A 25,218-nucleotide genomic window follows, 5' to 3' on the forward strand; every position below is an offset into this window, starting at 1 on the left:
GGATTATCAAGGTTTAGCTATCAGGGATATGCGCAGCAACGGTGCACGACAATCCTGTACACAATCACTGGCGCACCCGTTGTGCACACAGGTAGCCGACGGTGCAACAGATCGCTGTCAGAACCGTGCCCCACGCCATGTCCATCACCGCCAGGCCCGCAGACCAGCCTTGCAGCGTGGCCCAATTGCTCAGGTCGTAAGTGCCATAGGCGACCAACCCGAGCAAGGCGCCCAAACGCGCAGCGCGTTGCCAGCTGGCGCTGGGCAAGACCACGAACACCACGCAACCGAGGACGTACAGCAGATAAAACACGACCGCAGGTAACAGGCGCGGCTGGTCGAGCATCAGCGAGCCGAGCAGGCTTTTATAGGTGGGCCCCATGAGGACGCCGAGCCAAAGGCCGTCGAGCACCAGGAAGGCGAACAGGGTGCCAAGATAGGCAAACAGCGTTTTTTTCGACATTGGACCGGTCCACTGCAGGAGCGAGTTTGCTCCTACAGAAGAGCAAACCGCACTCAGCTTAGTTCAATGCGGTCCGCATGAATCACAATCTGCCCCTGCTTGTAGAGCGCACCAATGGCCTTTTTAAAGTTGCCTTTGCTCACGCCAAACAAGTTGCTGATGACAGCAGGATCGCTTTTATCACTGACCGGCAAAGTGCCGTTGTTGTCACGCAACTTGGCAAGAATCTTCGAGTTGAGGCTGGACGCCGCTTCCTGGCCAACCGGCTGCAGGCTCAGGCTGATGTTGCCATCGGCGCGGATCTCCTTGATAAAGCCTTTCTCTTCCTTGCCTGGGCGCAGGAACTTGAACACCTCGTTCTTGTGGATCAGGCCCCAGTGCTTGTTGTTGATGATCGCCTTGAAGCCCATGTCCGTGGCTTCGGCCACCAGCAGGTCGACTTCCTGGCCCACCTGGTAATTGGCCGGCGTTTTGTCGAGGTAGCGGTCAAGCCGCGCGGTGGCGGTGATGCGTTTGGTGTGCTTGTCGAGGTAGACATGCACCACGCAATACTCACCGGCGCTCAACTGACGTTTTTCTTCTGAGTAGGGCAGCAACAGGTCTTTTGGCAGCCCCCAATCGAGGAAAACGCCGATACTGTTGACTTCCACCACTTTTAAACTGGCAAACTCGCCCACTTGAACTTTGGGTTTTTCAGTGGTGGCGATAAGTTTGTCATCGCTGTCCAGATAAATGAAAACGTTAAGCCAGTCTTCATCTTCACTGGGAATATCTTTGGGGATATACCGATTAGGCAAGAGGATTTCACCGTCCTGCGCACCATCCAGGTACAAACCAAAGTTAGTGTGTTTAACCACTTGCAAGCTGTTGTAGCGCCCGACTAAAGCCATTTCCAGATACCCTCATTGCGTGGGCGGTATTCTACCCGGTTTGTGTCAGGCACGCCCGCGCGCCTGAAAAATCCGCAGGCTGACGTGGCGCTACAGTGGCACCGCCCCGCTCGTCTGATCATTCCTACAAATTTTACCGGTCGCCAACGCCCCGTCATCACAAGCTTTCGAGTTAAAACAGTAAGTTAGCTGATTAAATCATCGATCAAGTTCGGCGCGTATCCAGACGCTACGTTAATGTTTGAGGGATATTTGCCAAGCAATTGTCAAGTATTTCCTGTACGATGCCTGGCCAAGTTAATTTTCTACAGGTTAGTGGCCGCCATGCGTGTAAAAGCATCCAACAGCAAAGCAAAGCCAGCTCCCGCCGTTGAAACCAGCGAATCGATCAACAGCCAGATTGCTGCGTTTCTCAAGTCCGGTGGCGAAATACAGCAAATTGCCAAGGGCGTAAGCGGCCAGACTTTCGGCCCGTCCAAGCAGATCAGCCTGGGCAAGAAGTAACACCTGCGCAACGCACCTGGTCCCTAAGCGTCTTGCCTTCAAGGCGCTAGGACTAGAGCTCGAAACACCCTCTGCTTCACCCTTTATTGCGCAAAAACGACGAACGGGCCTCACCTGCGCGCATTCGCCGGTATCCTTGCACACGTCTAGCACGGGCATCCGCCTGATTTTTCGTTACTGCTCCTCGCTTTTCATGGAGTGAAGCATGTTCAAACCCTGCACGTTTCTGATCGTCGCGCTAATCGCCAGTCCGCTTGCCCAAGCACAGATATTCCAGCGCGAATTGGGCGACTTCGACCTTAAATTGGGCACCACGCCCAGCCGCAGCATGGCCCAGGGTCTGGTCAAGCCCACCGCGCCCGGCAGCGACTCGTTCCACGGCGGCCTGGACTTGAGCCACGACAGCGGCGTGTATTTCGGGCAGTTCTCGCCGAATATGGACCTGTCCTCCAAGAGCACGCTCGAAATCGATTCCTACATGGGTTTCAAACACCCTTTCGACCAGACCCTGGGCTACGAAGTCGGCCTGATCCACTACAGCTATCCCAAGCTCAGCCCCCTGGACAGCCAGGAGTTCTACGGTGGCCTGAACCTGCTGGGCAACCGCTTTGGCGCCTCCTTCAGCAACGACCCCGACCGCCAGGACAGCACGCTGTTTGCCGACCTCGGCGGTACCCAGCCATTCGGCATCGGGGTCAGCATGAAGTACACCACCCATCAGTTGGGCACCCCGGTTTCGGTGGAAAACGGCTCCATCCGCACGTTCAGCGACTGGTCGGTACAGTTCTCCCGGGAATGGAAAGGCATTGACCTGGACTTGATCTACAGCGACTCCAGCCTCAGTGGTGGGGACTGTTCGGCCTACTCCGGACACAATTCGCAATGTGATGGGCTGTTGACCTTGAAGGCCGTGCGATCGTTTTATTGATGGGCTGAACTGTCGCCCCCGCCGCAGGTTCACATGCATTAACCTCCATCCGTGCAAGGATCCGCCCATGTTGCGTCGGCTCAAATTTCTGGCGTTATTGCTGACCCTGAGCCTGGCGCTCGCCGGCTGCAACCGCGTAGGCCTGGCCTACCGCAATCTCGATGTGATCATCCCCTGGACCCTCAACGACTACCTGGACATGAACGCCGGGCAAAAGAGCTGGCTCAACGACAGCCTCAAGCAGCACCTGGCATGGCACTGCACCACGCAATTGCCGGGTTACCTGGATTGGCTGGACCGCTTGCAAACGATGGTCGACAGCAATCAGGTCACGGACGCGGCCTTACAAACCCGTACCGTCGAAGCCAAGCAGGCCATCGGCGAGATTGCGCGTGAAATCACCCCGACTGCGGTGCAATTGCTGCAAGGTCTGGATGACCAACAGGTCAAGGAGATGAACGACGCCCTGGCCAAAGACCTGCGCAAACGCCAGGACGAATACCTCAAGCCGCCACTGCCCCAGCAGATCAAGGAACGCGCCGAACGCATGAGCAAGCGCCTGGACGCCTGGATCGGCCCGCTCAGTCCCCGCCAGCAGAATCGAGTGATGGCATGGTCCGCCGCGTTGGGCGACCAGAACACCAAGTGGATCGGCAACCGCGCGCGCTGGCAGGCTCAATTCATCGACGCCGTGCAGCAACGCCAAAGCGCCGATTTCCCGCGCAAGATGCAGCAACTGCTGGTCGACCGTGAAAGCCTGTGGACCCCGGAGTACCGCAGCGCCTACGCACAGACGGAGGCCGCCGCGCGCAGCCTGATCGTCGACCTGATGGCTGAAAGCACCGCGCAGCAACGCCTGAAGCTGACTCAGAAAATCGACGCTGTGCGCAATGACTTCAAGGCGCTGAAGTGCCTGAAGGCCACACCTTCCCAATAAACGTGCGAGCGAGCACACCCGCTACCACTCGCGCGTGAACGCTAAATCGCACCACCAGCGATAGCCGCCTCGGACGCGACACGATCAAAGGTTTGTTCATCCAGCGCGTCGTCCTGCTGGTCCAGCACATGACGCGGGTGATTCTCCCCCGGGATTGAGCTATCAATCAGCGAGAGCAGGCTTGCACCTCGCGGGGTCAGAATGAAATTCTCACCATTGCCACCCTCTTCCTCGGGGCGCGACTCGATAAACCCGCGCTTGAACAACAGCGCTTCATAATCGGCGGCGGTCTTCTTCAACGCATCCAGATTTCCGGTGGGCTCACCCGCCGTGGCCTTCTCGGCGGCTTCCTGCTCAGCGTATTTGCGGGGAGCAAAGCTGCCCTCGCCGTTTTGCACTTCATGCAACAGCCGCTCGATCAGATCCCAGTTGTAAGTCGTCATCCTGATTCCTCCTGCAGGCGTAGAAAAATTAGCCCGTCAGAACTAGTGACCCGCCCGCGCGCTGGCCGTTCAGCTGGATGGACGGGGCGTCATTTCCCTGAACTTTCCAGACGTTTGCCCCCTCAACCGAACATCATCGCCAAGGAGGTCCGAACCATGAAAACCCTGATGAACCTGGCCATTGCCGCCACGCTGCTGGGCGCCCTGCCCGCCTGGGCTTGCACGCCCGAAGAGGCCACGGCCAAGCGTGAGGCGCTGGCCAAGGAAGTGAGCCGGCTCACTGAGCAGAACCCTGCCAAAGCCAAGGAGATGAATGACCAGTTGCAGAAGATGGATCTGGACACCGAAAGCGCGCAATTTCCCGACAAATGCCAGTTGATCGATGCCCGGCTCAAAGAGTTGAAGGAAGCTGCTGCCAAGACTGAATGAATGAAGAGCGGCGCGGAGCGCCACTGGCTGCGCTCCCACGCGGAGCATGGGAGCGATCAAACTGAGCGCATAAAAAAACCGGACGATGTCCGGTTTTTTCGTATAGCACAGGCCTTACTCGGCAGCGGGTGCTTCCGGCTTGCGGCGCTTGAGCGGGGCCATGCCGTCCTTGCTGACGAGCGACAGGTTGTCGGTCTTCGGCCGGTTGGCGATCTTGCGCTTGGTCGGCGACTTGGCACCGGCTTTCTTCTTGTCGCCCTTGGCGTCAGTCTTTTTCTTCTTCACGCCGACGGCCTTGCCCGACGCCTTGACCTTCTTCGGCCCGGTGTAGGTGCCTTTGACTTCCTTGATAGTGCGGCGCTCGAACGATTGCTTCAGATAGCGCTCGATGCTCGACATCAGGTTCCAGTCGCCGTGGCAGATCAGCGAGATGGCCAGGCCATCGTTGCCGGCACGCCCGGTACGGCCAATACGGTGAACGTATTCGTCGCCGCTGCGCGGCATGTCGAAGTTGATCACCAGGTCCAGGCCATCTACGTCAAGGCCGCGCGCGGCGACGTCGGTGGCGACCAGGATCTTCACGCCACCGGCCTTGAGGCGGTCGATGGCCAGCTTGCGGTCCTTCTGGTCCTTTTCGCCGTGCAGCACGAACGCCTTGTATTCCTGCGCCACTAGGCGGCCGTAGATGCGGTCGGCAGCGGCCCGGGTATTGGTGAACACGATCGCCTTCTGGTAGGTCTCGTTGGCCAGCAGCCAGTTGAGGATCTGTTCCTTGTGCACGTTGTGGTCAGCGGTGACGATCTGCTGACGTGTGGTCGCGTTCAGATCGCTGACGTTGTTGACCTGCAGGTGCTCGGGATCGTTCAGGACCTTGGCGACCATCTCGCGCAGGGTCGAGCCGCCGGTGGTGGCGGAGAACAACATGGTCTGCTGGCGGTTGACGCACTCGGCCACCAGGCGTTGCACGTCATCAGCAAACCCCATGTCGAGCATGCGGTCGGCTTCGTCAAGCACCAGCACTTCGACTTCCTTGAGGTCGAGATTGCCAGCATTGAGTTGCTCGATCATGCGCCCCGGGGTGCCGATCAGGATGTCCGGCACCTTGCGCAGCATGGCGGCCTGGACCTTGAAGTCTTCTCCGCCGGTGATCAGGCCGGACTTGATGAAGGTGAACTGCGAAAAGCGCTCCACTTCTTTCAAGGTCTGCTGGGCCAGCTCGCGGGTCGGCAGCAGGATCAGGGTCTTGATGCTGACGCGGACTTTGGCCGGGCCGATCAGGCGGTTGAGAATCGGCAGGACGAACGCAGCGGTCTTGCCGCTACCGGTTTGCGCCGTCACCCGCAGGTCACGCCCTTGGAGCGCGAGCGGGATGGCCGCTGCTTGCACAGGCGTAGGCTCGACAAATTTAAGCTCGGCCACGGCTTTGAGCAGGCGTTCGTGCAGGGCGAATTGGGAAAACACGGGTGCTACCTCGAAGAAATACAAAATATCAGCTGCATAGGGTACCGGTTTCGGGCGTCCAAACCGAGTTTCTTTACGCGAACAGGGCCAATCAGCTGTTTTTTATCAGCATTTTTCTCCCCGTACCGGGGTGTCTGGGATCAAGACTGCCCCGGCTTATAGGCCCACGCCCCGAACATTACGTCCCCGACGTATATCCCGCCTGACTGCTTTCGCTCATCAATCAGACGTTGTTCCAGCGTTTCAATGTTGACCTCGTCTGGTGTAGCAACCCCCAGCGCGACGATGCGTGGCAAGCAGGCACGTACGATGTAGCCCAGGCCGTAAGGTGTATCAGGGGTTTGTACGACGCATTCGGCACGCACATCCGCGACACGCAATCCGGCAGTGGTGAAGATACCGTGCAGGTTAAAGCCGATATGCAAGTCGGCGCCTTCGCGCGCGATCATCTGCTGTATCCAGCCTTGAGCCGTTCTGTGCAGGGTGAAGGCGTCAATACTGGCTGGGGCCATCGTCGTATCATGCTCCTGGAAAACCATCACCCCGCCTGGATGAAGATGCTTGGCCAGTGCACTGACGGTGGCCACGGTATCTGCCTGGTACATGAGCACTCGTCTGCCCACGATGGCGTCGAACATGCCGATAGATTCACTAAGGTCGAGTAACCCGCTTTGAATGAAAGTGGGCGCAGGGTACTTATCGGATACCTCGCGTTTGCGCGCTGTAGCAAGCGCATTATCATCGTGATCAACCCCGACGACTTCGCCCGTCTTGCCGACCAGAGTGCTTAGCAGGAAGGAAACGTCCCCCGTTCCGCAGCCGACATCCAGAACACGCATGCCATCACGTATTCCTGCATCAATAAGAAGTTGTTTGGTGAAGTCACGCTTGGCAAGGTTCATGTCTTGGCTCCGAAATTCAGCCCGGAGTCTGACGGACGCTTGCTGTTAATAGAACCCCACCCAGCGAGAGAGGTCTGCTTTTGTATCAAAGCTCGGGAATACATCGAATGTCCGCACAACAAGGCCTGGTAATACTCGCTCGGGGAGGCTACGCCGCTCGGGGCGTGCTGTATTTGATCATCGGCATCTTCGCACTGCTGGCAGCACAAGATTCGACAAAGCCGAAAGACAGCCACAAGAGCCTGGAAGCACTGCTTAGCCAACCCTTCGGCTATTTTCTCGTTGGGCTTGTGGTGGCGGGCCTACTCGCATTTGCGGCTTGGCGCGTTCTGCAAGCTACGCGTGATGTGGACCATCATGGCAAAGAACTTAAAGGCTTGGTAATTCGCGCGGGTCTGTTAGCGGGAGGTATGGTTAACGGCGCTCTCGCGCTCTTTGCATTGGGCCTGCTTATTAGCGGCATTAAAAGCTCGGGTAATTCCAGCGGGCAGACCAAAGACTGGCTGGCGCATCTCTTGTCATGGGATCATTCGAATGTGTTGGTGTACCTGATCGCACCCGTTCCGCTGGGTGTGGGTATTGCTCATATCATCAAGGGGTGGAAAGCCTCGTTCGAGAAATATTTTGAGGCCGATGAAGACGTCATGCAGTACGTCCGACCAGTGTCGCGGTTCGGTCTGATTGCCCGTGGAGTAGTTTTTATAGAGATCGCGTTGCTGCTGGCAATCAGCGGTTCCACTTATCAAGCCATGAATCCACCGGGTATGAAAGAAGCCCTGGACGCGCTGCAGAATCTTCCAGCGGGATGGCTGATGTTGATGGTGATGGCCTTGGGGCTGATTGCTTTTTCGGCGTACAGCTTTTCTGAAGCCTTCTGGCGCAAGATCAATATGGATGTGCCGGGGGTGCCGAGGCCGTAGTTCCATGCCGGCTCAGCGAAGGGTTGGGCCAGTTCTACCTTGTGCCGTGCAGCTCAATGCGGATCCGGTTCAGGTTCAGGTTCAGGTTGAACCTCTGTTGCTCAGGCGCACTCCCAAACCTAAATCCAGGAGAAACGTATGAGCCAGACAGCTTTAGTCGTGGGCGCCAGCGGAATCGTCGGCAGCGCCATCACTCAGTTACTGATCGACAACAAATGGCAGGTCGCCGCGCTGTCGAGGCATCCGTCGCAAGCGCAAGGTGTTATCCCGGTCGCGGCAGACCTTCAGGATCCAGCTTCGCTGCAACATGCGCTGGCGGATTTGAAACCCACGCATGTGTTCATTACTACATGGTCACGGCAAGCCACAGAGGCCGAGAACATTCGCGTTAATGCCGCCATGGTACGCAATGTGCTCACCGCCATTCGCCCAGCCAAGAGCGTTGAGCACGTGGCCCTGGTTACTGGCCTGAAACATTACCTCGGCCCGTTCGAAGCGTATGGTAAGGGCAGCCTTCCGCAAACACCGTTTCGCGAAGAACAGGGTCGTCTGGATATCGAAAATTTCTACTACGCCCAGGAAGACGAACTATTCGCCGCCGCTGAAAAGGACGGCTTCACATGGAGCGTTCATCGCCCGCATACCGTCACTGGGGTTGCGGTAGGCAACGCGATGAATATGGCAACCACCCTCGCCGTCTATGCCTCGATTTGCAAACAAACCCATCGCCCTTTTGTGTTTCCCGGCTCAAGAGTGCAGTGGGACAGCCTCACCGATATGACGGACGCACGGCAGTTGGCGAAACAACAACTGTGGGCGGCCACCACGCCGGCTGCGGCCAATCAGGCATTCAACGTCACCAATGGCGATGTATTCCGTTGGAAATGGATGTGGGGGCGAATTGCCGACTATTTCGCCTTGCCTGCTGCCGATTATCCCGCGTCACTCTCACCCCTTGAAAAGCAGATGGCTAACGACCAGGCCGTATGGGCGCAAATGGTCGCGGAACACGGCCTGAAAGAACCCGATATAGGTCGCCTGGTGTCCCCATGGCACACGGATGCAGACCTTGGTCGCCCCATTGAAGTTGTCACGGATATGTCAAAAAGCCGTGCCATGGGCTTTACCGCCTACCAGGCGAGCGATCAAGCATTTTTCGACGTGTTCGACAAACTACGCGATATGCACTTGATACCTTAGGTCGTCACTTCGCCAGCCAGGACTCAACAGTCGCGGAGCCATGTTCTGCTTTCCAAGCCTTTAATGTTTTGTGATTGCCGCCCTTGGTTTCGACGACTTCACCGGTATGAGGGTTTTTATAAACTTTCAACTGGCGTGGCTTGCGGCTGCCGGCTTTGAATTCGACGGCTGGAGCGCGACGTCCTGCTTGTGGATCAAGCAAGTTGATAACGTCCTTCAGGCTGTAGCTGTATTTTGCGAGTAAATCGCGCAGCTTCGTTTCGAATTCAATTTCTTTCTTGAGGCCGGCATCACCCTTCAAAGCTTCGAGGGCCTGGAGCTGTTCGGCGAGGTGTTTTTCGAGCTGGCGGAATTCTGCGAGTTTAGACATTGGAAACCTCTTCTAGATGTGTTGTTACGTTACACCAAAAAAGCCCCGAGCATGAGCTGATAGAACTGTAAGCGTACGCCTTATTAATAAATTGAATCCCAGGTAACGGAACAAGGTCATTGAGTATAAGAGTAGGAGACGCCCATTGATGTATCCAACAACGCCCGATGGCCGCTATTTCCTAGTCAATAGCAAACTCTGGCGATGCAGTAATCCTTTACTACCCTCAGACGTTCGGCAGCGTTTGGTTAACGAACTGATGGACGCGCGTCGTGAAGTAAAAACCGCGAAAGCGTCAGGTGATGAGGGCCAGCTGAAAAGCGCGAGGGCGAAGGTTCAAAAGGCCAAGGTTGATCTGGGTGAGCGCGGGCCCGTCTGGTGGGATGACGGTTCACCCGACTTCAATCAATGTCAGGTGAAAAACACGCCCTATTCGGCCTGGCACAAGTCTCTCGCTGCTATGTAAGCGACGCCCGCTTGATCCCCAACCGACTGACCCACACCGCCGCCAGAATCACCAGGCCGCCGAGGGCCAGTCGTCCCAGAGGCTCATGCTGGTTCCAGATCAGGAGGTTCAGCAGCAGCCCCACCGGCACATGCAGGTTGTTCACCACCGCGAGGGTGCCGCCATTGACCAGGCAGGCCCCCTTGTTCCACCAATACATGCCCAGCGCAGTGCTGACCAGTCCCAGAAACACCAGCACGCCCCATTGCAGCGGCGCCTGGGGCAGGAAGTCCGCCTTGCCGAACAGCAGGAACGCAGGTAACACCACCACCAAGGCGCCCAGGTAGAAATAGCCGAAACGCCGGTAGTGCGGTTGATCACTTGGATAGCGCGCCACCAGGTGCTTGTACATGACTTGCCCGGCGGCGTAGGTGAAGTTGGCCAGTTGCAGCAGCAGGAAGCCCATCAAGAAGTGCGGCGTGATCTGGTCGAAGCGGATTACTACCGCGCCCGCCACCGCCACCAGCGCGGCGACCAGTGCCCAGGGATTGAAGCGCCGGTTGAGCGCGTCTTCGATCAGGGTGACGTGCAACGGTGTCAGGACAGTGAACAGCAACACCTCCGGCACCGTGAGTACGCGAAAGCTCAGGTAGAGGCACACGTAGGTCACGCCGAACTGCAGCGCACCGATGATCAGCATGCTGCGCATGAATGCCGGTTCCACCGCGCGCCAGCGGGTCAATGGAATGAAGATCAGCCCGGCCAGGACCACGCGCACCAGTACCGCGAAGTAGCTGTCGACGTGACCGGCGAGGTATTCGCCGATCAAGCTGAAGGAAAATGCCTGAATCAGGGTAACAACCAGTAAATAGCCCATGTGCGCCTCGTTTCGAATGGCGCGACATTAAAGCTTTTCGATGTTTGAAGAAACTCGAGGCAAAAAAAACCCGACCTCGCTAAAGCGGCAGTCGGGCAGGAGCACTCAGGAGCACAAGTGCAAAGGGAGGTTCGGTACGCGTACTTGAAGGGATTGCGTGGCGCTAGATAAACACCGGGGGATTATCTGGCGATTAAAGGATCAAGCCACTTGGGCAAGCAGTGCCTTTGCATGGTTGAGGCCTTTTTCCTGGAAGTCACCGCTCAGGTTCACGCCTTCGGCATGGATGAAGGTGACGTCGTGAATCCCGATAAACGCCATGACCTGGCGCAGGTACGGTTCCTGGTGGTCCGATGCAGCGCCGGTGTGAATGCCGCCACGGGCGGTCAGCACGATGGCGCGCTTGCCGGTCAGCAAGCCTTGCGGCCCGGTGGACGTGTACTTGAAGGTCACCCCGGCGCGCAGCACATGGTCCAGCCAGGCCTTGAGGGTGCTGGGGATGGCAAAGTTGTACATCGGCGCCGCCATTACCAGGACGTCTGCAGCGAGCAATTCGTCGGTCAATGCGTTGGAGCGGTCCAGGGACGCCTGTTCGATAGCGTTGCGTTGTTCGGCGGGTTTCATCCAGCCGCCCAGCAGGTTGGCGTCCAGATGGGGCACGGGGTTGAGCGCCACGTCGCGCACGGTGATCCGGTCGCCTGGATGAGTGGCCTGCCATTGACTGATGAACTGCTGGGTCAGTTGGCGGGAAATCGAATCCTGCTGGCGAGCGCTGCTTTCGATGATCAGAACGTTGGACATGGCCATGTAGGCTCCATCGGTAAATGCTGTAAGTCGATGGAGAAAAGATTAACCAGGGCCCATTCGATTAAAAAGCACAAAAAACTGCTATAACCCATCTATAAATTTGTTTATAAGCGGAGTAATTCCTTGGGCATGCTCCGCTTTTGCTTTATTTCGGCCCGCACGTCAGGGCGATGCGCATCTTGATGATCGCGCGGTTGAACTTGACCGTGGTGTTAGTGCTTTTGCCCGCAGGTACGGTGACAGTACGACGACGCGGCGCTTCAGGGCCGTTGGTAAAGACCACCGAACACACCGCCGCTGCCGTGCCGTAGTTGTTGAGCTGAATCGAACTGATATCGCCGTCCACATCGGACGCGGTGTAATCGATGCTTACACCCTCTATCTTTTTCGTCACGTCGATGGGATAGGCGAACGCGCTCATCGGCAGCAGCGCCAGCAACACACAACAGAATTTTCTCATTCGGCAGTCTCCAATAAGGACCGCCAGCTTAGGACAAGAGGAGCTCATCTTGAAAGCGCCCCGCGTTACCCTCGATCAATGGCGCACGTTGCAAGCCGTGGTCGACCATGGCGGCTTCGCCCAGGCGGCCGAAGCGCTGCACCGTTCGCAGTCATCGGTGAGCTACACCGTGGCGCGCATGCAGGACCAGCTCGGCGTGCCGCTGCTGCGCATCGACGGGCGCAAGGCGGTGCTCACCGATGCCGGTGAAGTGCTGCTGCGCCGCTCGCGGCAACTGGTGAAAAACGCCAGCCAACTGGAAGACCTCGCCCATCACATGGAACAAGGCTGGGAAGCCGAGGTGCGGCTGGTTGTGGATGCGGCCTACCCCAATGCGCGCCTGGTGCGCGCCCTGACCGCATTCATGCCGCAGAGCAGAGGGTGCCGGGTGCGCTTGCGTGAGGAGGTGCTCTCCGGCGTCGAAGAGCTGCTGATAGAAGGCGTGGCCGACCTGGCGATTTGCGGGTTCAGCATCGCCGGTTACCTGGGCACGGAAATGAGCGATGTGGAATTCGTCGCCGTGGCCCACCCCGAGCATGCATTGCACCGCATGAATCGTGAACTGAGCTTCCAGGACCTGGAAAGCCAGATGCAGGTGGTCATCCGTGACTCCGGCCGCCAGCAACCGCGCGATGTGGGTTGGCTCGGCGCCGAACAGCGCTGGACCGTCGGCAGCCTGGCCACCGCCGCCGCGTTTGTGGGCAGCGGCCTGGGTTTTGCCTGGTTGCCCCGGCACATGATCGAGCGCGAACTTGCCGAAGGCGTGCTCAAGCAACTCCCGCTGGAACAGGGCGGCAGCCGCCATCCGACGTTCTATTTGTATTCGAACAAGGACAAACCCTTGGGCCCGGCGACGCAGATCCTCGTGGAATTGTTGCGCACCTTCGATACCGCCCCGCTGGACGCGCCCTTCGCGGCCCCCCGGCAAGCCTGAAACGGAGTTCACCCATGGCCTGCGTTCAATTGTGCAAGCTCGACGCGATAGTGCACTGTGGCGGCAGGAACAACGCTCCAGAATCACCTGTCCTACCCAGGTCATCAACGCCGACCACGATTACACCCCCGTGGCGCAGAAAGAAATCTATGTAAAACTGCTGCCCAACGCGCGACTGGTGGTGATTGAAGATTCCCGCCATGCCACGCCCCAGAACCAACCCGAAGTCTTTAACGCTACCCTGCTCGACTTTCTAAACTCCGTCGACGCCACTACCCAGGATCACTGACCCATGCTGAAAAAAATCGCCTTCTTTGCCGGTTCCGTTCTGTTCGCTGCCAACCTGATGGCAGCCGAGCCCGTCAAGACGCCCCACGTCTTGATCTCCACCACCAATGGCGACATTGAAATCGAACTGGACCCGGTCAAGGCGCCGATCAGTACCAAGAATTTTCTCGCCTATGTCGATAAAGGCTTCTACACCAACACGATTTTTCACCGTGTGATCCCAGGCTTCATGGTCCAGGGCGGCGGGTTCACCCAGCAGATGTCGCAGAAGCCGACCGAAGCACCGATCAAGAACGAAGCCAGCAACGGCCTGCATAACGTTCGCGGTACGCTGTCCATGGCTCGTACCAATGACCCGAACTCGGCCACCAGCCAATTTTTCATCAACGTGGCAGACAATGCCTTCCTCGATCCGGGCCGCGATGCCGGTTACGCCGTATTCGCCAAAGTGGTCAAGGGCATGGACGTGGTCGATGTCATCGTCAACTCCCAGACCACCACCAAGCAAGGCATGCAGAACGTGCCAATCGATCCCGTCCTGATCAAGTCGGCCAAGCGCATCGACTGAGGTCTGCGGGTAGACCTGCAAGTAGCTCCGCACGTTGCCCACAAGGCGGCGTGCGCATTTGAAAGGAGAGCCCGCACGGCGGGCGTCAAGCCTAATGCTCTATCGTCGCTTTGAACAACTGATCGACATCTTCCGCGATGCACCCAGCGCGGCCCCTCCCGAAAAAGTCCTGCCCTTCTACCTCTATTACCTGCGCCAGGTGTGGCCCTGCTTCGCCGCATTGCTGGTGGTAGGACTGGTCGGTGCGCTCATCGAAGTCGCGCTGTTCAGCTACCTGAGTCGCATCATCGACCTGGCCCAGGGCACACCGCCGGCGAATTTCTTCCAGGTCCACAGCGCGGAGCTGATCTGGATGGCCGTGGTCGCGCTGCTGTTGCGCCCGATCTTCAACGGCCTGCACGATTTGCTGGTGCACCAGACCATCAACCCCGGCATGACCAGCCTGATTCGCTGGCAGAACCACAGCTACGTGCTCAAGCAGAGCCTGAACTTCTTCCAGAACGATTTCGCCGGGCGCATCGCCCAGCGCATCATGCAAACCGGCAACTCCCTGCGCGATTCGGCCGTGGCGACGGCGGAGGCCATCTGGCATGTGTCGATCTATGCGATCAGTTCCCTGGTGTTATTTGCCGAGGCAGACTGGCGGCTGATGGTGCCGCTGATCACCTGGATCATCTGCTACAGCCTGGCACTGCGCTACTTCGTACCACGGGTCAAAGAGCGCTCGGTGATTTCCTCCGAGGCGCGTTCCAAGTTGATGGGCCGCATCGTTGATGGCTACACCAATATCACCACGTTGAAGCTGTTCGCCCATACGCAGAATGAGCAGGAATACGCCAAGGAAGCGATCATCGAGCAAACCGAAAAAGCCCAGCTGGCCGCCCGCGTGTTGACCGGCATGGACACGGTGATCACCCTCCTGAACGGCCTGTTGATCGTCACCACCACCGGCCTGGCTTTGTGGTTGTGGACCCAGTCGCTGATTTCCGTGGGCGCGATTGCCCTGGCCACCGGCCTGGTGATTCGTATCGTCAACATGTCCGGCTGGATCATGTGGGTGGTCAATGGCATTTTCGAAAATATCGGCATGGTACAGGACGGCCTGAAAACCATCGCCCAGCCGCTGGCGGTGACAGACCGCGACAACGCCCCGCGCCTGAGCGTGCCCCATGGTCAAGTGCGCTTCGAGCAGGTGGATTTTCACTATGGCAAGCAGAGCGGGATCATTGGCGGCCTCAACCTTGAAATCAAGGCAGGGGAAAAGATCGGCCTGATCGGCCCGTCCGGCGCGGGCAAGTCGACCCTGGTCAACCTGCTGCTGCGCCTGTACGACCTGCAAGGCGGACGCATCCTGATCGACGGCCAGGACATCGCCGAAGTCGCCCAGGAAAGCCTGCGCGCACAGATCGGCATGATCACCCAGGACACTTCGCTGCTGCACCGCTCGATCCGCGACAACCTGCTGTATGGCAAGCCGGATGCAACCGACGAAGAGCTCTGGGCCGTCGTGCACAAGGCCCGCGCCGACGAGTTTATCCCGCTGCTGTCAGACGCCGAAGGGCGCACCGGCCTGGATGCCCACGTGGGCGAACGCGGCGTGAAACTCTCCGGCGGGCAACGCCAACGCATCGCCATTGCCCGTGTGCTGCTCAAGGACGCGCCGATCCTGATCATGGACGAAGCCACCTCAGCGCTGGACTCGGAAGTGGAAGCGGCGATCCAGGAAAGCCTGGAAACCCTGATGCAGGGCAAGACCGTGATTGCGATTGCGCACCGCCTGTCGACCATCGCGCGAATGGACCGCCTGGTGGTGCTGGAGAAAGGCCAGATCGCCGAAAGCGGCAGCCATGCCCAATTGCTGGCACACGGCGGGCTGTATGCGCGGTTGTGGCAGCATCAGACGGGTGGGTTTGTCGGGATCGATTGAAGGCATCGAAACCCAGGGCAAGGGGTAATGCCAGTCAGTTAAGGAGGATCACTGTACCTGTGGCGAGGGAGCTTGCTCCCGCTGGGCCGCGAAGCGGCCCCAAAAATGGGACTGCTGCGCAGTCCAGCGGGAGCAAGCTCCCTCGCCACAGGTTACTTTTTACCCTTTCTACTTCTTAACTGGCTGGCATTAGGGCAAGGGGCCGTCAGCCCTGCCGGTAAGGCAGGGCCTCCCGCGCCTCTTCGGCATACGCCAGAACCCCCACTCGCTCGCGTTCGAGGAAATCCTCCACGGCGTTTTTCAACCCCGGATGGCGCAGGTAATGCCACGAACGGGTAATCACCGGTTCAAAGCCGCGAATCAATTTGTGCTCACCCTGGGCGCCCGCGTCGAAGCGTTGCAGGCCGTGGGCGATGGCGTAGTCCATGCCCTGGTAGAAACAGGTTTCGAAATGCAACCGGTCGAATTCGGCCAGGCAGCCCCAGTAGCGGCCGTAAAAGCTGTCGCCACCGATCAGGCTGAACGCCATGGCTACCGGGCGTGAGCCCTGTTTGGCCAGTACTACGCGGATCGCCTCGGGCATGCGCTCGGCCAGCAGGCTGAAAAACGCCCGGGTCAGGTAGGGCGACTGGCGACGTACCGCGTAGGTGTTGGCGTAGCAGGCGTAGACGAAATCCCACTGGGCTTCGCTCAGCTCGTGCCCCTGCAGCCACTCGAACTCAATGCCCTGCCCCGCCACCTGCTCGCGCTCTTTGCGCATCTGTTTGCGCTTGCGTGAACTCAGTGCGTCGAGAAAGTCCTGGAAGTCGCGGTAGCCACGGTTCTGCCAGTGGAATTGGCAGCCCAGGCGCTGCAGCCAGCCGGGTTGCCGGGCCAGTGCGTCGTCGGCCAACGTGTCGGTGAAGTTGATATGGGCGCCGGAGAGCCCTTCGATTTCCAGGTAACCGGGCAGGCTGTTCAACAACTCGAAGCCGTCTTCGACATTGGCGGCCAACAGTCGCGGGCCGCTGACCGGACTGAACGGCACAGCCGTCAGCAGCTTGGGGTAGTAGTCGATGCCGGCGCGCGCGCAGGCGTCAGCCCAACCGTGATCGAACACGTACTCGCCGTAGGAATGCCACTTGCGATAGCCGGGCAATGCGGCCACCAGCCGGTCACCTTCCCAATGCAGCAAATGCTCCGGCTGCCAGCCCGACTGGGGCCCCAGGCTGGCACTGTCTTCCAGCGCGCTCAGGAAGGCATGCCGCACGAACGGCTGGGCCTGCGGCACCAGGGCATCCCAGGCCTGCGGGGTGATTTCGGACAGGCTGTGCAGGCGTTGCAACGGCATCGGCATCCTCTCTGTTTCTGACGTGAAAGCCTGGCGAGTATCGCCTATCACAGCCCTATGCACATCACCAAAAATGGCCGGACACAGCTCTAAACCGATAGTTCCATCGGCAAACAAGTTGTCATGCAGATGAAATCACTTAGCCACTACTCCGTCATAAACCGCCGCGATACTGACGCCTGTTTTCAGAGCACCCGGGTTGCCGGGTGGCATTTTTTCCGTCCGTCATCGGTCGGTTGTGTCCTGGAGGGGTTGTATCCCTCCTCACTTTCGGAGATTGATATGCGTCTTGCTTCCACTAAAACTGCGGCGGCCCTGTGTGGCGGCCTGATGCTGGCCCTCAGCGTTCCGGCCAGCGCTGCAGTCGACGCTAAGTTGCTCGACATGCTCAAGGCCAACGGCCAGATCACCGCTTCGCAGTACACCGAATTGCAAAACGAGTTGGCCAAAGACCAGAAAGAACAGCAGATCGCCCGGCAAGCTCAACAAGAAACCAACGAACAGATCGCCGCCACCGCGAAAAAAACCAACGAGCTGAGCAGCTTCGACCAGAAGCTGGCCTGGGCCGCCAAGACTCAGTTCAAGGGCGATGTGCGCTTTCGCCAGGAAACCATCAAGATCGATGGCGAGCCCAACAACGGTGGGCGTGACAAGGACCGTCAACGTATCCGGGCCCGCCTCGGCGCCTACACCGAAATCAACCCGCAAGTGGACACCGGTATCCGTATCGCCACGGGCGGCGGTGACGATGCGCGCTCCACCAACCAGGACCAGGATGGTTACTTCGATAAAAAATCGATCTGGCTGGACCTCGGCTACATCGACTACCACCCGGACCAGATCAAGAACCTGCACGTGATCGGCGGCAAGATGCTGCAACCGTGGGTGAGCATGGGCGATGTGATCTGGGACAGCGACATCAACCCCGAAGGCCTGGCAGTCACTTACAAATATCCATTGGGCGCCAGTGCCGAACTGTTCGGCAGCCTGGGTAACTACAACCTCAAGGACAACGTCGACGGCGACGGCGTGCAATTTCGCCACGACCTGCGCCTGACCTCCGGCCAGTTGGGCACGCGCTTCTCACTCACCGACAACCTGAAAATGACCCTGGGCGGCAGCGTCTACGCTTACCAGAACGACAAGGACAGCCGCTGCACGACCACCACCACGCCTTGCGCACTGGCGGTCAACGGCAACTCGGCCAATAATGAATTCCGCCTGTATGAAGGTTTTGCCCAGGCGGACATCGGCGGCCTGGCAGTGCCGTTGGCCTTCTACGGCCAGTACGTGAAAAACAACGATGCAGTGACCGATCAGGACACCGCCTGGTTGGTGGGTGCCAAGTCCAAGGTGTTCGGTTTCAACCTCGACTATAACTACCGCGATACGCAACGCGACGCGGTCGTGGGCGCCTTCACCGATTCGGACTTCGCCAACGGCACCACCGGTTCGCGCGGTCACAAGATGAAGGTCAGCTACGACATCGACAAGAACTTCGCCCTGGGCGCCACGTACTTCCTGACCAAGGCTGACTACGCCAGCCGTACCCAGCGTGACGCCAACACCAACACGCTGCAACTGGATGCTGAAGCCAAGTTCTAACTTCACCCTGTAGGCGCGAGCGTGCTCGCGCCTACACGTCTTTACGTCGTTCGGCGGCGAGCCGTTCGGCCAGTGCGTCCGCATCTTTCACTGGCTCCTGCGGCATGATCCGCAACGTCGCCTGCATCAGGCGCATCTGGCGAATGAAACGCCGGCAGTTCGGGCAGAACATCAAGTGATGACGCACCAGCAGACGCTCACGAAAGGTCAATTGCCCATCGAGGTAGTCACTGGAACGTGCCACTTGTTCTTTACACGTCAACATTCGCCCGTTTCCTCAAAATGCTCCACGGTTGCGAAGACTTTAAGCCGTGCTCGATGCAACAGCACGCGCACATTGGAGAGTGAGAGCGTCAGAAGATTACAGATTTCTTCCAGCTCCAGGCCCTGGCGCTCGCGCAGCACCAGCACGCTGCCCTGCAACTCGGACAAGCTCAGAATCGTATGCTCCAGGCATTTACGCAATTCCTCCTCGGTCAGCAAGGCTTCCGGCGTGTCCTGGTGCCAGGCATAAGGGGCGACAGCCCAGTGGCCATCGTCCGGGGTGAAGCGGTCATCACCGATGGTGCCATGGGGGGAAGGCAGGTCGTCGAGTAGCACCTCGCGACGATTTTGCTTGTAGCGGCCCTTGGCGGCGTTCGCCGTGATGGTCAGCAGCCAGGTCTTCAGGCTGGAACGCCCTTCGAACCGGGCGAGGTTGCGGACCACCGACAACCAGGCATCCTGCACCACCTCGTCGGCATGCCGCTGCCCGACGATGGCATAGGCCACCGCCCGCATCGCACTCTGGTAAGTGGTGACCAGTTCCTTGTAGGCCCGCTGTTCGCCCTTGAGCAAGCGTTCAAGCAGGTGCGCGTCGTCCGCTGCGGCCATTCAACACCTCGATGTAAACGCGCGTCAGCGTTTGCGCAGGATCACACTGCCGATGGAATAGCCCGCACCGAACGAGCTGAGCACCGCCACGGAGCCCTTGGGCAAGTCGTCCTGATAGGTGTGAAACGCAATCACCGAACCCGCCGAGCTGGTATTGGCGTAAGTATCGAGGATCACCGGTGCTTCTTCCACCGAGGCCTCGCGGCCGAGCAGTTTTTTCACGATCAGGTGGTTCATGCTCAGGTTGGCCTGGTGCAGCCAGAAGCGCTTCACATCGTTGACGCCCAGCTGGTTTTCCGCCAGGTGCGTAGCGATCAGCTCGGCCACCATCGGGCACACATCGCGGAACACCTTGCGGCCTTCCTGCACGAACAATTTGTCCGGCGCGCCGATGCCCTCTTCCGCCGTGCGGTTGAGAAAGCCAAAGTTATTGCGGATGTTGTTGGAGAACTGGGTCAGCAGCTTGGTGCTCACCACATCGAACTGATGCTCGGACGTCGCCAGGTCAGCCCGCTCGAGGATTACCGCCGTGGCGGCATCACCAAAGATGAAGTGGCTGTCACGATCACGGAAATTCAGGTGGCCGGTGCAGACTTCCGGATTGACCATCAGGATCGCCCGGGCCTGGCCCAGCTGGATGCTGTTGGCGGCATTCTGGATACCAAACGTGGCCGACGAACACGCCACGTTCATATCGAAACCGAAGCCCTGGATACCCAAGGCTTCCTGCACCTCGATGGCGATGGCCGGGTAGGCGCGCTGCAGGTTGGAACAGGCGACGATCACGCCGTCGATATCAGCGGCGGTCTTACCTGCGCGCTGCAGGGCCTGTTCGGCGGCGCCGACGGCCATCTGGCAGAGCACCGACCATTCGTCGTTACTGCGCTCGGGCAGGCGTGGGGCCATGCGCTGAGGGTCGAGGATGCCGTCCTTGTCCATCACGAAACGGCTCTTGATGCCCGAGGCTTTTTCGATGAACGCCGCACTGGACTCAGTCAGCGCCTGCACGTCACCGCGCTCGATGGCAGCGGCGTTTTCGCGGTTGAACTGCTGCACATAGGCATTGAAAGACTGCACCAGCTCTTCGTTGGAGATGCTGTTGGCCGGGGTGTACAGGCCAGTGCCGCTGATGACGACGTTATGCACGGTCGTTCCTCTAAATCTGTCAGGCAGAAGATATTGGTACCGTCGTACCAAACTGTGAGTCGTTCGATTCCGTCCAGCGGGCATCGAACTGGCAACGCTTTATTCATCTTGTAACCGCGAAGTTTGCCACAACGCCGGTGATTTGGCGCCATATGCCAGACAAACATCTCATTGTGGGAGGGGGCTTGCCCCCGATGCCGGTGTGTCAGAGCCAGACTCTGCAACTGATACACAGCCATCGGGGGCAAGCCCCCTCCCGCCATTTGACCCTGTTCAATTCAGGAAACCGGGAATGCTTCAGGGCTCTACCTGGCTCCATTGTTTGCTCAAGCGCTTATCGGAAATCGGCACCTTGGTTCCCAGTTGCTGGGCAAACAACGACACCCGGTATTCTTCCAGCCACCAGCGATAGAGCTCCAGCTGCGGATCACGCTTGCCTTCCTTGGCGTGTTTATTCAGGCGATTCTGGTACTGCGCCCACAAGCCACTCAACTCGGCGCTCCACACACGATCCTTCTGCACCTGGCTCGGCAGTTTTTCCAGGCGCAGCTCGATAGCCTTGAGGAAACGCGGCAACTCCTTGAACCATTGGGCCGGGATCTCGCGCACAAACCCTGGGTACACCAAGTTGCTCAACTGCTGCTTGATATCGTTCAAGGCCACCGCCTGGGCGAGGTCGATCTTGCCTTTGAAGCGTTTTTGCAGGCCGTGCCAGAGTTTCAGTACTTCCAGGGTCAGACGCGCCAGACGCTCAGCCTGTTCGGTCCAACCGCCACGTTTGCGCTCGGCCAACGCGGCCAGCCCAGCGCCATCGCGCGGCAACGCGGCTTCGCCTTCCAATACGCAGGTATCGAGGCTGGCCAGCAGGATATCTTCCACCAGCGCCTCGACACGCCCCAGTTCGCGGTACAGCAGGCCCAACTCGGTCAGGCCCGGCAATTTGCCGCGCAGGAATTTCGCCGGTTCCGCCAGTTGCTGCATCAACAGGCGCTGCAAGGCACGCCGATGCTGGAACTCGGCCTCGGCGGCCGTGGAGAAACGCCCTTCCTTGACCGTGCCGTTTTCTTCCACCAGCGCGGGGTACACCGTCATCGACAGGCCGGCGATGTTTTGCTGGGTTTTTTCGGCCACCGGTGCAAACACCTTGGCGTGCACCGGCTGCTGGCTTTTCGCGGTTTGCGGCACCGCCAGGGCGGCCTGGCTGGCTTGGGCGAAACGCGCGGTCAGCTGTGCCAGGTCACGGCCTTCGCCGAGGAATTTGCCCTCGCCATCAACCACTTCCAGGTTCATCTTCAAATGGTTTTCCACCTGCTGCGCGGCCTCCGCCCAGGCTTCATCGCTGACCCGCGCACCGGTCATGCGCAACAGTTCGCGACCCAATGCCTGGGGCAGCGAACCCTGGCCAAACTCGATGCGCTGCAGCGCCGCCTTGACGAAATCCGGCACCGGCACGAAGTTTTTGCGCAGCGCCTTGGGCAGGTTACGCACCAGGGCGATGCACTTGGCTTCGATGACTCCCGGCACCAGCCATTCCAGGCGCTCGGCGGGCAACGCCGGCAACAGCGGCGCCGGCACGCGCAGGGTTACGCCATCGCGCGGGTGGTTGGGTTCGAAGTGGTAACTCAAGGCCAGCGCCAGGTCGCCCAGGTGCAAGGTGTCCGGGTAATGCGCGGCGGTGACTTCACTGGCTTCGCGGGCCAGCACGTCTTCTTCGCGCATGATCAGCAGTTGCGGGTCTTTCTGGCTGTTGACCTTGTACCAGCTGTCGAAGGTGGCGGTCTGGTGGATCTCTGCCGGCAAACGCGCATCGTAGAAGGCGTAGAGGGTTTCCTCGTCGGCCAGGATGTCGCGACGGCGCGCCTTGGCTTCCAGTTCGTCGAGCTGCTCCAGCAGTTGCTGGTTGGCCGTGAGGCACTTGGCTCGGGACTGGATCTCTCCACGCACCAGGCCTTCGCGAATGAACAGCTCGCGGGACACCACCGGGTCGATCGGCCCGTAATGCACCGGCCGGCGTCCAACCACGATCAGCCCGAACAGCGTGATCTGTTCAAACGCCACCACCTGGCCGCGCTTTTTCTCCCAATGGGGTTCGAAGTGGTTTTTCTTGATCAGGTGCCCGGCCAGCGGTTCGATCCAGTCGGCGTCGATCTTGGCCACCATGCGCGCATACAGCTTGGTGGTTTCCACCAATTCAGCGGTCATCAGCCATTGCGGGCGCTTCTTGCCAATGCCCGAAGAAGGATGAATCCAGAAACGCCGCTGCCGGGCACCGAGGTAGTCGCCGTCCTCGGTCTTCTGGCCGATCTGGCTGAGCAAGCCGGACAGCACCGCCTTGTGCAATTTCGGGAAGTCGGCCGGTTCCTTGTTGATCGTCAGCTGCATGTCGCGACAGATCAGGCTCAACTGGCGATGGGAATCGCGCCACTCGCGCAGGCGCAGGTAGTTGAGGAAGTTTTTGCGACACCAATTACGCAGCGGGCTGGCGGTCAGTGCCTGGCGCTGTTCTTCAAAGCCGCGCCACAGGTTGACCAGACCGGCGAAGTCCGAATCCGGGTCTTTCCACTGCGCATGGGCCTGGTCGGCGGCCTGCTGGCGTTCCGGCGGGCGCTCGCGCGGGTCCTGGATCGACATGGCGCTGGCCACGATCAGCACTTCCTGCAGGCTGCCGAGCTTGGCGGCTTCGAGCAGCATGCGGCCCATGCGCGGGTCCACGGGCAAGCGCGCCAGTTGGCGGCCGAGCGGCGTGAGCTGGCTGTTACGGTCCACCGCCGACAGCTCTTGCAGCAGGTTGAAACCGTCGCTGATGGCCTTGCCATCCGGCGGTTCGATAAACGGGAAGTCGGTGATTTCACCCAGGCGCAGGTGCAGCATCTGCAGGATCACGGCGGCGAGGTTGGTGCGCAGGATCTCAGGGTCGGTAAATTCCGGGCGCCCGATAAAGTCCTCTTCGCTGTACAAGCGAATGCAGATGCCCGGCTCGACCCGGCCGCAACGGCCTTTGCGCTGGTTGGCGCTGGCCTGGGAAATCGCCTCGATCGGCAGGCGTTGCACCTTGGCGCGGTAGCTGTAGCGGCTGATGCGTGCGGTGCCGCTGTCGATCACATAACGAATGCCCGGCACGGTCAGCGAGGTTTCCGCGACGTTGGTCGCCAGTACCACGCGCCGGCCTGGGTGTGATTGGAAAATGCGCTGTTGCTCGGCGGGTGACAGGCGCGCATACAGCGGCAGGATTTCAGTGTGCTTGAGCTGCGCCTTGCGCAGCATCTCGGCGGCGTCGCGAATTTCGCGTTCGCCGGGCAGGAACACCAGCACATCACCGGGGCTGCGGCGTTCGCTGCGCTCGTAGGCGGCGATTTCGTCGAGGGTGGCGAGGATTGCCTGGTCGACGGTCAAGTCATCCTCGACACGGTTGCCCTCCTCGTCCTGCTCCAGGGTCAGCGGGCGGTACCAGGTGTCCACCGGGAAGGTACGGCCTGACACCTCCACGATGGGCGCATCGTCGAAATGCTTGGAGAAACGCTCCAGGTCGATAGTTGCCGAAGTAATGATGACTTTCAGGTCCGGGCGACGCGGCAGCAGGGTCTTGAGGTAACCCAGCAGGAAGTCGATGTTCAGGCTGCGCTCATGGGCTTCGTCGACGATGATCGTGTCGTAGCGCTCCAGGTAGCGGTCGTTCTGGGTTTCCGCCAGTAGAATACCGTCGGTCATCAGTTTGATCAGCGTATTGGAGTCGCTCTGGTCCTCGAAGCGCACCTGATAGCCGACCAACGCGCCGAGCGGCGTGGCCAGCTCTTCGGCAACCCGGCTGGCAACGCTGCGCGCAGCAATCCGGCGCGGCTGGGTGTGGCCGATCAGGCCGAACTGGCCGCGGCCGATCTCCAGGCAAATCTTCGGCAACTGGGTAGTTTTACCCGAACCGGTCTCACCGGCGATGATCAGCACCTGGTGCTTGTTCAGCGCGGCCTTGATTTCATCTCGCTTGGCGGCAATCGGCAGGCTGTCGTCGTAACGAATCACCGGCAGGCTGTCCCGCCGCGCCGTGACCTGGGCGCAGGACGCCTGCATACGCGATACCCACTGCGCCAGCTTCTGCTCATCGGGCTTCTTGCGCAGCTCAAGCAACTGGCGCCGCAAGCGGTTGCGGTCGGCAAGCATGGCGTGATCGAGGGTTTTAAGCAGTTGGTCGATGGTGGGCGCTTGGTCGGTCATCAGGTACGCAAAGGTCTTTTAATGAGGCAGGTAAGCCTGCGGTGACATGATCGTAGACGGCAATTGTCGCAGATTTCTGTCCTTGTAAACGAGCCAAGCCCTTTCATCACGGCAACACGGCCGCTTCATACGCGTGAGCCGGCTATTTTTAGCTCGACGGGGTCGTGCCACCTACTCTCTCATTCGACTTTTCACGCAGGGCTATCAGAACGCGCATCTGGCCTGGTGACGATCCGGCGCGATTTACTGCGGCACGCGACCCC

25 protein-coding genes and 1 pseudogene are annotated in these 25,218 nt (G+C 59.4%); 12 read left to right on the plus strand and 14 right to left on the minus strand.

Annotated features, from left to right (window positions below; translation table 11 throughout):
- Positions 1-64: 64 nt before the first annotated feature.
- Entirely contained in the window at positions 65-463 is a 399-nt protein-coding gene (locus C4J89_RS18830; RefSeq protein ID WP_124363849.1) for a DUF2177 family protein, read from the minus strand.
- Between the two features lie 53 nt (positions 464-516).
- Positions 517-1,353, minus strand: a complete 837-nt coding sequence (locus C4J89_RS18835) for a S1 RNA-binding domain-containing protein (protein ID WP_057721276.1) — start codon at positions 1,351-1,353, stop codon at positions 517-519.
- Positions 1,354-1,677: 324 nt separating this feature from the next.
- Here C4J89_RS18835 and C4J89_RS18840 point away from each other — a divergent pair, with 324 nt between their 5' ends.
- From C4J89_RS18840 to C4J89_RS18850, 3 genes are all read left to right on the plus strand, one after another.
- Complete coding sequence (locus tag C4J89_RS18840; protein WP_003193095.1) at positions 1,678-1,857, plus strand: hypothetical protein; 180 nt, start codon at positions 1,678-1,680, stop codon at positions 1,855-1,857.
- 205 nt (positions 1,858-2,062) lie between these two features.
- Entirely contained in the window at positions 2,063-2,785 is a 723-nt protein-coding gene (locus C4J89_RS18845) for a TorF family putative porin (RefSeq protein WP_124363851.1), read from the plus strand.
- A gap of 67 nt (positions 2,786-2,852) precedes the next feature.
- Positions 2,853-3,722, plus strand: coding sequence for a DUF6279 family lipoprotein (locus C4J89_RS18850; RefSeq protein ID WP_124415277.1), 870 nt, complete (start codon positions 2,853-2,855; stop codon positions 3,720-3,722).
- A gap of 41 nt (positions 3,723-3,763) precedes the next feature.
- Here C4J89_RS18850 and C4J89_RS18855 read toward each other — a convergent pair whose 3' ends face one another.
- Complete coding sequence (locus C4J89_RS18855) at positions 3,764-4,165, minus strand: transcriptional regulator (protein WP_124363853.1); 402 nt, start codon at positions 4,163-4,165, stop codon at positions 3,764-3,766.
- A gap of 156 nt (positions 4,166-4,321) precedes the next feature.
- Between C4J89_RS18855 and C4J89_RS18860 the strand changes: the two genes are divergently transcribed.
- Positions 4,322-4,594: a hypothetical protein gene (locus C4J89_RS18860; RefSeq protein ID WP_124371465.1), complete on the plus strand. Its 273-nt coding sequence runs from the start codon at positions 4,322-4,324 to the stop codon at positions 4,592-4,594.
- Between the two features lie 114 nt (positions 4,595-4,708).
- Here the strand turns inward: C4J89_RS18860 and C4J89_RS18865 are convergent, their stop codons facing one another.
- Together C4J89_RS18865 and C4J89_RS18870 are read right to left on the minus strand one after the other, a co-directional pair.
- Complete coding sequence (locus tag C4J89_RS18865) at positions 4,709-6,055, minus strand: DEAD/DEAH box helicase (protein WP_124363855.1); 1,347 nt, start codon at positions 6,053-6,055, stop codon at positions 4,709-4,711.
- 140 nt (positions 6,056-6,195) lie between these two features.
- Positions 6,196-6,957 carry a methyltransferase domain-containing protein gene (locus C4J89_RS18870; protein ID WP_124415278.1) on the minus strand — a complete coding sequence of 254 codons (762 nt, stop codon included), beginning with the start codon at positions 6,955-6,957 and terminating at the stop codon, positions 6,196-6,198.
- Between the two features lie 107 nt (positions 6,958-7,064).
- On the opposite strand from C4J89_RS18870, the gene C4J89_RS18875 reads away from it, so the two are divergent.
- Together C4J89_RS18875 and C4J89_RS18880 are read left to right on the plus strand one after the other, a co-directional pair.
- Entirely contained in the window at positions 7,065-7,877 is an 813-nt protein-coding gene (locus C4J89_RS18875) for a DUF1206 domain-containing protein (RefSeq protein ID WP_124415279.1), read from the plus strand.
- Positions 7,878-8,015: 138 nt separating this feature from the next.
- Entirely contained in the window at positions 8,016-9,077 is a 1,062-nt protein-coding gene (locus C4J89_RS18880; protein WP_124415280.1) for an SDR family oxidoreductase, read from the plus strand.
- Positions 9,078-9,081: 4 nt separating this feature from the next.
- Here the strand turns inward: C4J89_RS18880 and C4J89_RS18885 are convergent, their stop codons facing one another.
- Positions 9,082-9,447 carry a histone-like nucleoid-structuring protein, MvaT/MvaU family gene (locus tag C4J89_RS18885; protein WP_124363859.1) on the minus strand — a complete coding sequence of 122 codons (366 nt, stop codon included), beginning with the start codon at positions 9,445-9,447 and terminating at the stop codon, positions 9,082-9,084.
- Between the two features lie 148 nt (positions 9,448-9,595).
- Here C4J89_RS18885 and C4J89_RS18890 point away from each other — a divergent pair, with 148 nt between their 5' ends.
- Entirely contained in the window at positions 9,596-9,913 is a 318-nt protein-coding gene (locus C4J89_RS18890; protein ID WP_124415281.1) for a hypothetical protein, read from the plus strand.
- Here the strand turns inward: C4J89_RS18890 and C4J89_RS18895 are convergent.
- The 3 genes from C4J89_RS18895 to C4J89_RS18905 all read right to left on the minus strand — a co-directional run bounded on the left by C4J89_RS18895 (position 9,906) and on the right by C4J89_RS18905 (position 12,036).
- Positions 9,906-10,769 (minus strand): carboxylate/amino acid/amine transporter, encoded by an 864-nt coding sequence (locus C4J89_RS18895; RefSeq protein ID WP_124415282.1) that lies wholly within the window; start codon positions 10,767-10,769, stop codon positions 9,906-9,908. The genes C4J89_RS18890 and C4J89_RS18895 overlap by 8 nt on opposite strands.
- Before the next feature lie 201 nt (positions 10,770-10,970).
- Positions 10,971-11,570, minus strand: a complete 600-nt coding sequence (locus tag C4J89_RS18900; protein WP_124415283.1) for an FMN-dependent NADH-azoreductase — start codon at positions 11,568-11,570, stop codon at positions 10,971-10,973.
- A gap of 151 nt (positions 11,571-11,721) precedes the next feature.
- A complete protein-coding gene (locus C4J89_RS18905; protein ID WP_124363863.1) occupies positions 11,722-12,036 on the minus strand; it encodes a 3-phosphoglycerate kinase in 315 nt (104 codons plus the stop codon).
- A gap of 49 nt (positions 12,037-12,085) precedes the next feature.
- On the opposite strand from C4J89_RS18905, the gene C4J89_RS18910 reads away from it, so the two are divergent.
- From C4J89_RS18910 to C4J89_RS18925, 4 genes and pseudogenes are all read left to right on the plus strand, one after another.
- Positions 12,086-13,009, plus strand: a complete 924-nt coding sequence (locus C4J89_RS18910) for a LysR family transcriptional regulator (RefSeq protein ID WP_124363864.1) — start codon at positions 12,086-12,088, stop codon at positions 13,007-13,009.
- Between the two features lie 29 nt (positions 13,010-13,038).
- Positions 13,039-13,298, plus strand: a pseudogene (locus C4J89_RS18915) (alpha/beta fold hydrolase); the annotation flags it as partial.
- Positions 13,299-13,301: 3 nt separating this feature from the next.
- Positions 13,302-13,865 carry a peptidylprolyl isomerase gene (locus C4J89_RS18920; RefSeq protein WP_124415284.1) on the plus strand — a complete coding sequence of 188 codons (564 nt, stop codon included), beginning with the start codon at positions 13,302-13,304 and terminating at the stop codon, positions 13,863-13,865.
- A gap of 94 nt (positions 13,866-13,959) precedes the next feature.
- The gene (locus C4J89_RS18925) at positions 13,960-15,792 is read left to right on the plus strand and encodes an ABC transporter ATP-binding protein (protein WP_124415285.1); all 1,833 of its coding nucleotides are present in this window, start codon (positions 13,960-13,962) and stop codon (positions 15,790-15,792) included.
- 205 nt (positions 15,793-15,997) lie between these two features.
- Here the strand turns inward: C4J89_RS18925 and C4J89_RS18930 are convergent, their stop codons facing one another.
- Positions 15,998-17,122 (minus strand): GNAT family N-acetyltransferase, encoded by a 1,125-nt coding sequence (locus tag C4J89_RS18930; protein ID WP_124415286.1) that lies wholly within the window; start codon positions 17,120-17,122, stop codon positions 15,998-16,000.
- A gap of 282 nt (positions 17,123-17,404) precedes the next feature.
- On the opposite strand from C4J89_RS18930, the gene C4J89_RS18935 reads away from it, so the two are divergent.
- Positions 17,405-18,727, plus strand: coding sequence for a putative porin (locus tag C4J89_RS18935; RefSeq protein ID WP_124363868.1), 1,323 nt, complete (start codon positions 17,405-17,407; stop codon positions 18,725-18,727).
- A gap of 31 nt (positions 18,728-18,758) precedes the next feature.
- Here the strand turns inward: C4J89_RS18935 and C4J89_RS18940 are convergent, their stop codons facing one another.
- From C4J89_RS18940 to hrpA, 4 genes are all read right to left on the minus strand, one after another.
- Positions 18,759-18,992: an anti-sigma factor gene (locus tag C4J89_RS18940; protein WP_124363869.1), complete on the minus strand. Its 234-nt coding sequence runs from the start codon at positions 18,990-18,992 to the stop codon at positions 18,759-18,761.
- Positions 18,986-19,600, minus strand: a complete 615-nt coding sequence (locus C4J89_RS18945; protein WP_124363870.1) for an RNA polymerase sigma factor — start codon at positions 19,598-19,600, stop codon at positions 18,986-18,988. The genes C4J89_RS18940 and C4J89_RS18945 overlap by 7 nt, the downstream gene beginning before the upstream one ends.
- Before the next feature lie 24 nt (positions 19,601-19,624).
- Positions 19,625-20,746 (minus strand): beta-ketoacyl-ACP synthase III, encoded by a 1,122-nt coding sequence (locus tag C4J89_RS18950; RefSeq protein WP_124363871.1) that lies wholly within the window; start codon positions 20,744-20,746, stop codon positions 19,625-19,627.
- A 297-nt stretch (positions 20,747-21,043) separates the two neighbouring features.
- On the minus strand, positions 21,044-24,955 hold the full coding sequence (gene hrpA / locus C4J89_RS18955; RefSeq protein ID WP_124415287.1) for an ATP-dependent RNA helicase HrpA: 3,912 nt from the start codon (positions 24,953-24,955) through the stop codon (positions 21,044-21,046).
- Positions 24,956-25,218 lie beyond the last annotated feature (263 nt).

The sequence above is a fragment of the Pseudomonas sp. R4-35-07 genome, from assembly GCF_003852235.1.
Lineage (GTDB): Bacteria > Pseudomonadota > Gammaproteobacteria > Pseudomonadales > Pseudomonadaceae > Aquipseudomonas.